General features: G+C 43.8%; 6 protein-coding genes. 2 read left to right on the forward strand and 4 right to left on the reverse strand.

The features are described 5' to 3' along the window. The coding region (locus tag JMX98_RS13200) for an IS256 family transposase (protein ID WP_201587242.1) at positions 1-724 on the forward strand (724 nt) is incomplete at its 5' end. Positions 725-756: 32 nt separating this feature from the next. Here the strand turns inward: JMX98_RS13200 and JMX98_RS13205 are convergent. Next, positions 757-1,878, reverse strand: coding sequence for a Fic family protein (locus JMX98_RS13205; RefSeq protein WP_201587244.1), 1,122 nt, complete (start codon positions 1,876-1,878; stop codon positions 757-759). Positions 1,879-2,266: 388 nt separating this feature from the next. On the opposite strand from JMX98_RS13205, the gene JMX98_RS13210 reads away from it, so the two are divergent. Continuing rightward, positions 2,267-2,503 (forward strand): helix-turn-helix domain-containing protein, encoded by a 237-nt coding sequence (locus JMX98_RS13210; protein ID WP_201587246.1) that lies wholly within the window; start codon positions 2,267-2,269, stop codon positions 2,501-2,503. Positions 2,504-2,569: 66 nt separating this feature from the next. Here JMX98_RS13210 and JMX98_RS13215 read toward each other — a convergent pair whose 3' ends face one another. Genes JMX98_RS13215 through JMX98_RS13225 form a run of 3 tightly spaced genes read right to left on the reverse strand, consistent with a single transcriptional unit; the run spans position 2,570 to position 6,817 of the window. After that, the gene (locus JMX98_RS13215; RefSeq protein WP_201587248.1) at positions 2,570-3,739 is read right to left on the reverse strand and encodes an HlyD family type I secretion periplasmic adaptor subunit; all 1,170 of its coding nucleotides are present in this window, start codon (positions 3,737-3,739) and stop codon (positions 2,570-2,572) included. A 22-nt stretch (positions 3,740-3,761) separates the two neighbouring features. After that, positions 3,762-6,029, reverse strand: coding sequence for a type I secretion system permease/ATPase (locus JMX98_RS13220; RefSeq protein ID WP_201587250.1), 2,268 nt, complete (start codon positions 6,027-6,029; stop codon positions 3,762-3,764). A 20-nt stretch (positions 6,030-6,049) separates the two neighbouring features. Then, positions 6,050-6,817, reverse strand: a complete 768-nt coding sequence (locus tag JMX98_RS13225) for a TolC family protein (RefSeq protein WP_320157771.1) — start codon at positions 6,815-6,817, stop codon at positions 6,050-6,052. Positions 6,818-6,963 lie beyond the last annotated feature (146 nt).

Here is a 6,963-nt window from a genome sequence, read left to right on the forward strand (position 1 = left end):
CTATCTGGACTGCATTGTCGTTAAAGTTCGCCAAGACAAGCAAATCATCAACAAAGCCATCTACCTAGCGCTAGGTGTGGGACTTGAAGGTAAAAAAGAGCTTTTGGGCATGTGGCTGTCAGAAAGTGAAGGCGCTAAGTTCTGGCTTGGGGTTCTCACGGAGCTGCAAAACCGCGGCGTTCAGGACATTCTGATTGTCTGCGTTGATGGCTTAAAAGGCTTTCCTGATGCCATTAACACCGTCTATCCAAATGCTCAGGTTCAGCTTTGCATTGTTCATATGCTGCGCTATTCAATGAAGTTTGTCCCATGGAAGGATAGAAAAGCTATTGCTTCCGGATTAAAAGCCATCTACGGCGCGGATACGCTTGAGCTTGCAGAGACCAATCTTGAGCACTTCGATAAGGTGTGGGGCGAGAAATACCCGCACGTGGTCAAGTCTTGGCGCAATAACTGGGAGGGCTTAACAGTGTTCTTTAACTACCCAAAAGACATCAGAAAAGCGATTTATACCACCAATGCTATTGAGTCGCTAAACAGCGTCATTCGGACAGTGGTGAATAAGCGTAAGGTGTTCCCCTCTGATCAGGCAGCGTTTAAGGTAGTCTATCTAGCAACCCAGCAGGCGTCCAAAAAGTGGTCGATGCCGATTCGTAACTGGACGTCTGCCCTTAATCGTTTTATGATTATGTTTGATGATCGTATTAGCAGGCATTTAATCTAAATCGCAGTTACACAGAATGTGGGATGGTCTCATCATAAAACCAACTCATAACTCGTACTGCGCCCTGATGCCCCAGATTTTTGCATCATATCCTTCTCTATTAAATCATTAATATCTCTTAGTGCCGTGTCTATAGAACACTTAGTCATGGTCGCCCATTTTTTAGTGGTGAGTTTGCCATAAAAATCAGTCAGCAAAATATTTAACATCTTCACTTGCCTATCATTTAAAGCATGCTGTCGATGCGTCTGCCAAAAGCCTGCCTTATTGATAATTTTATCCGTGGTTTCTTGAGCTATAATGAGGGATTGCTCTAGCGTTTGCAAAAACCACACCAGCCAATCCGTGATATCTTTATCACCTTTTTGCGTACGTTCTAGTATTTTGTAATAGTCGTTGCGCTGTTTAAGAATTTGCGCTGACATACTATAAAAGCGTTGGGCACTGTTATCGCTTTTTGCCAGCATTCGTTCTGTGAGTGCTCGTGTTAGTCGTCCGTTTCCATCATCAAATGGATGCAGAGTCACAAACCATAAATGAGCAACACCTGCTTTTATGACCAAATCTATATCGTCTTGCTTATTTGACGAAGTATTAAACCATAATAAAAATTTGTCTAGCTCATCTGGCAACCTATCTGCACTGGGGGCAACAAAATGAACCTGCTCACGACCATACCCACCAGACACTACTTGCATTGGTCCTTTACTATCATCACGGATACTGCCTGCTTGAATACGATAAAGCCCACTATATCCATTTGGAAATAATGCTCGATGCCATCCGAGTAGATCATCTAATAATAACGGTTGTTGATAACGATAGGTGGCACTTAGCATCATCTCTACCACTGCATCGATCTCACGAGTAGTGGTTGGCATACTGGCATTATCCAACCCTAAATGTCGCGCAACTGAAGAACGAACCTGCTCATCATTTAGCGTCTCACCTTCTATTTCAGAAGTTTTGATAATCTCTAAGGTTACCGCATCTAATTGCGCCTCAACATTCAGATCGAACCCTAGTGTTAGTAGCTTTCCTAATAAATGGCCTTGTAATATCCGCACACGACTGACGAGTGGCAATAGCTTCTTGTCCGACCATTGCCATTCAGTCCAATTTGAGTGCTCATGAATATAAGTAGTATGCTTCATACGTTCCCCAGAGATATGCAGAGATTAGAACAGTAATCTCCTTATATTATGCAGAGAATAAGCAGTAGAAACAATACGTAGAAATTCAAAAACGACAATAGCAGACGTAATAAGAATAGATTCTCAACGAAAAAACATAGTTTTTTTGTTCTGAGAAGGGCTTGAGTAGAGGTAAAAACACTATAAAAATACAGTGCCCAAATACGAGTTAAATTTTATATGATAGTAATTTACTTCCTATTTTTTTACTTGTTTAATAACTATAGGTCAGTAAAATCAGTTTATGTAAGATAACATCACTTCTTACATTTTCGTCGACCTACCTTTCAAACAAAGTGACGCTGGTTTTAAACGCTACACTGGCATCCATAAAGCCACCTTTTATGACATGCTTGATGCCATGCAAGAGCATGAAGCATCTAAGAGAAAATCAGGCAGACCAAGTGTGCTCAGTCTTAAGGAGCAGATACTACTAGCCCTGACTTATTGGCGTGAATACCGCACGCTTTATCATATCAGTATGGACTTTGGTATTCATGAATCTTCTGCTAGCCGTATCATTCGTAAAGTAGAAGACACACTGATTGAATCTGGCAATTTTGAATCGCCAAAAAAAATGTGTTGAAAATTACTATCAATAGAATATAGCAGATATATGGTAAACGCATCTGCTTAAAGCTTTATACAAGTCCTAACGCTCCCCTAAACCTTCAGAAAAGGTTTTGGTAATAGGCTTGGTCAGATAGGATAGTACTGAGCGTTCTTGGGCTTTGATATCTACCGAAGCAGTCATTCCAGGCTTAATCACAATCTCATCACGACGCTCAGCAAACTCAGCACCAGTAATTTTGATCTGTACCCGGTAATAAGGCTCTTCGCCATTGGGTGTTTGCTCCATCAAGGTATCAGGACTGATATACACCACGTTACCATTCATCGCACCAAATATAGAGTAGTCATAGGCATCCAGCTTCACGGTGGCGGTCTGCCCTTCTTTGACATATGCAATATCTGCAGGACTGACCTTAGCCTCAACAATCAAGTCGCTACTGGTCGGCAGGATCTCCATGATGATCTCACCTGGCTTGACCACGCCGCCGATAGTAGTGATAAGGATATTATTGACTTTGCCATCTGTGGGGGCAAACAGGTTTTTTTCTTCCAGTACTTGTGAGAAATCACGCAATTGCTCAAGCTCAGTATCTAACTCCTCTTGTGCCTTGGTCATTTCTGACTGCGCTTCTTCGAAGTATTTATTACGCTTATTGGTGATTTGCGCTTGGATTTCAGCCACTTGTCGGCGCAGTTTGATCACATCCGCCTGACTGACATCTCCATGAGCAAGTAAAGGCTCGTTCATACTCAGCTCTTGATTTGCCAATACCATCATTTTTTGTAAAGAACTAACATCCTCCTCGATAGCACGGCGGCGGCGATTGTACAGTTGCGTTTGATTGTTTATATATTCATCATACTGCAAAATATCATCTGGAAACGTTAATGGTCGCTCATATATTTCAGCTTCAAGTCGAGCCAGCTTGGCTTTTAGCGCTGCTATTTTAGAGCTGGTATTGGCCACTGCCGCTTGTGCCCGCTCTTCTTCTAAGGTAACAACCAGTTGCCCTTTAGTGACGTCTTCACCTTCTTTGACTAAGATATCAGTCAATACGCCTCCCTCAACCGCTTGAATGTCCTGCGTGCGAGCGCTAGCAATCACGGTCGCTGTGGCACGGGTGACTTGGTCAATTTGGGCAAAATATGCCCATACCACTAACACAATTATCCCAATAAGCGCGCCCCAGATGATAATACGAGTACGCCCAACTTTAGGGTCATGAGATTTATGCTGATAGTTATTCATTATCTTGCCCTAATTTGTCCCATTAATCGTCGCTGTTTGCTTGAGTATTATCGGTCTTTTTGCTAATGACCTTAACTTGAGGCTTACTCACTCGCACTGAGGTTTTATTATTACTGCCTTTATTATCATTTTTTTGTAACTGTTCAAGCACCTGTGCTTTTGGCCCATCCATGACGATTTGTTGACCATCCATAATGATGATACGATCAACCAATTGTAATAGCGGCATTTTATGAGTAGCGACAATCAAGGTATGCCCTTGGCCAAAGTCTTTTTTGAGCACCTCGATACATTGTAGCTCTTGGCGATTGTCCATCGACGCTGTCGGTTCATCCATCAACAAAATAGAAGGCTTGGTTAGTAGCAAGCGCGTAAACGCCACCAATTGTTTTTGCCCTCCTGATAGCCCTTTACCGCCTTCACTGATGGGTAGATCAAGACCACTAGAGTGACTGGCAACCAGCTTAATCAGCCCTGTCTTAACCAGTGCCTCCCGTAGCACATCATCGCTAGGCGCTGGCAGTCCAATCAACAAGTTCTCTCGCAGCGTGCCTTCAAACAGCCGATGATCTTGCTGCAGATAGCCGACATGCTCACTCAGCGACTCGCGGCTGATCTGTTGCATATCGAGACCATCTAACAGTATGCGGCCTTGGGTTGGGGCATAAAGCCCTGACAGTACCTTTAATAAAGTCGATTTGCCCGAACCAATCGGCCCTAAAACAGCAATACGCTCACCTGCCTTGATATGCAGTCTGTTGATAGCCAAAGCTGGTTGATCATTGTTTTGATAATTAAAAATGACTTTATCTAAATCAAAATTACCTGAGATATGACTGGGCGATAACGGGTGACTGACACCGTGATTGTCTTGCTCTAGTGAGAACAACTGCTCTATATTAAGTTTGGCAGCTTTGGCATGTGAGTGCTGTACCAATAGATTAGGAATACCCATCACTGGTGCTAAAATACGACCGCCTAAGATTGAGCAAGCGATCAAGCCACCCATGGTCATATCTCCTGACATCACTACAAAAGAACCCACAATCACAATACCGACATAGCTGACCTGTTGTATCATCTGTGACAAGTAACTTAGGTTGTCATTGGCATGCTTCATATCCAAATCATTTTTGGTGGTGATGTTCATCACATCAAGCCAGCGTGTCAAAAACTTCCAGTTGCCTGATCCGGCCTTAATCGTTTCAACGCCCTCTACCGTCTCTACTAATATACCTGTCTTGCGATAAGAGGCTTGTGCACCAACCGCCGCAATATTATCGATTTTTTTACGGGCACTCAGTCCTAATATAATAGCGACAACAGCAGCGATAATAGGCACTAGCGCCACTAATGGATTACCGATAATGACAATTAACGATACAAAGACAATGGCCATCGGTATATCTACCAAGCCAAACAAAGTACTGGCGGTATAAAATCCGCGCACTTGCTCATAACCGCGTAGCTGCGCTGCCATCGACCCTACCGAGCCTGGCATTTGATCGATCCGCACATTCAATAAGCGCTGAAACACTTCGCGAGATAAGTACTGATCCAGATTGACCACCACTTTATCCATAATCTTGGAGCGGGCAAACTTCATAAAAGTTTCAAATAAGATGACCAAACCTACCCCACTCGCTAAAATAATCAAAGTGTATTCGCTACGAGTTGGAATCACACGATCATAAACCTGCATCGAGAACAGCGATACGGCAAGCGCCAACATATTGATTAAAAACGAGGCAACAACTGCCTCTACAATAATGCCACGGTAGTTTTTGAGGTCTTTTTTTAGAATCTGATCAAAGCTTAACCGTTTACGCTTACTAGGCTCGCTCTCTAATCGTATTCGCAATAGCTGAGTAAAAGCATCACTTGGATGGGCACTCACATGCTCAGCTTGGCGAAACTGCCACAGCCCTTGCGGGGTTTGCTGCTCAATCACACCCCATCCTTGCGTAGAATGCAAAGCCAACAATGGCAAAAATGCGGCATCGGGTATTGGTAAAGATTCTGGCAACTGATCAATGCCCAACTGTTCCAGCACCCTAACAATACTCGCCAGCGTCACAAGCTCTGTCTGCTGATGCAGCACCCCATGCAAGCGCACACTATCAATAGGATAGCCTTGCTGAGTCAGCAAAGTGTGTAACGCTGCCGCCAATTGCGCCGCTTGCTCATTTATTTGCTCATCAGGGGCAGGCACCGATAACTGCGAAGTAGGATTTGCCGTCAGCTCGCTGTCAGATGTAGCGTCATTCGAAGCTGGAACTGGTGTACTCATGATAAATATATCCTACAAATTTATGGATAGTTAGGGTCATTAAGTGGATAAGTGACGAGACCTGTATCATCTTTGTTGTCACTACTCGCCTCTTTCATCACGATCGGCTCAATAACTGCCTGATCGGGCACCTGCCTAGCAGCCTCTTGACGAATAAACCAGTTTTTGACGGGATCTAGTGGGCGGAACAGCGGGTCTGACTGACGGCTTTGATCAAACTTCTGCCATGGCATCATGCCAAAATCAACTTGCAGTTTATAATACGCTGCAATAATAGACGTTCGTGTCTCAACCAACTGCGCCTGATATTGAGAATGCTCGCGCACCGCATTGAGCACCTCAAGCCAAGACTTGCGTCCAGCAATAAACTGGCGGCGATAAGAGCTCACCACAATCTGTGCGCCTGCGACTGCTGCGATCAAAGAGCGCTCTTGATCCTTAGCACTAGCAAACTGCTGATATTGGGTTTGGATAGTCTCAAGCACTTGTCGTCTTGACGCTTCTTTTGACTGTGAAAGGCTGTTTACTCGTGAGGCTGATGCCCGGGCTAGTGCCAAATTAGATAGACCCGCTCCTGGATCGTAGCTTAAGCCTACCGAAAACTCACCTTCACTATTATTCTGATTGTTGTTTCTATTTTCATCATGATAATAGTCGTATTCGTACTGCGCATAAAAAGTCGGATAACGCGCCGCCTGCAATGACTTAACTTCTTGCTTAGCCGCTTCAACTTGATAATGCCCTTTTACCACAGTAGGATTATAAAAGCTGGCCTGATCGAATGCCATTTTTTCAAAGGTTTGAGAGTATAGTTAAATCTTTATAAAATCGATACAGCCCATATCATGAAACAGTTTAGGTAAATTATTCTCCATCCACCCTTGGCGCAGAAACTTAGCCTGTGCCCACTTCTTCTCGATAGGGTTCAAATCAG

It is taken from the genome of Psychrobacter sp. HII-4, assembly GCF_904846595.1.
GTDB classification, from domain to species: Bacteria; Pseudomonadota; Gammaproteobacteria; order Pseudomonadales; family Moraxellaceae; genus Psychrobacter; species Psychrobacter celer.

Excerpts from the sequence above, each read along its gene's own strand:
- JMX98_RS13205 (WP_201587244.1), bottom strand. The coding sequence starts at position 1,878 with ATGAAGCATACTACTTATATTCATGAGCACTCAAATTGGACTGAATGG.
- JMX98_RS13210 (WP_201587246.1), top strand. The coding sequence starts at position 2,267 with ATGCTTGATGCCATGCAAGAGCATGAAGCATCTAAGAGAAAATCAGGC.
- JMX98_RS13215 (WP_201587248.1), bottom strand. The coding sequence starts at position 3,739 with ATGAATAACTATCAGCATAAATCTCATGACCCTAAAGTTGGGCGTACT.
- JMX98_RS13225 (WP_320157771.1), bottom strand. The coding sequence starts at position 6,817 with ATGGCATTCGATCAGGCCAGCTTTTATAATCCTACTGTGGTAAAAGGG.
- JMX98_RS13220 (WP_201587250.1), bottom strand. The coding sequence starts at position 6,029 with ATGAGTACACCAGTTCCAGCTTCGAATGACGCTACATCTGACAGCGAG.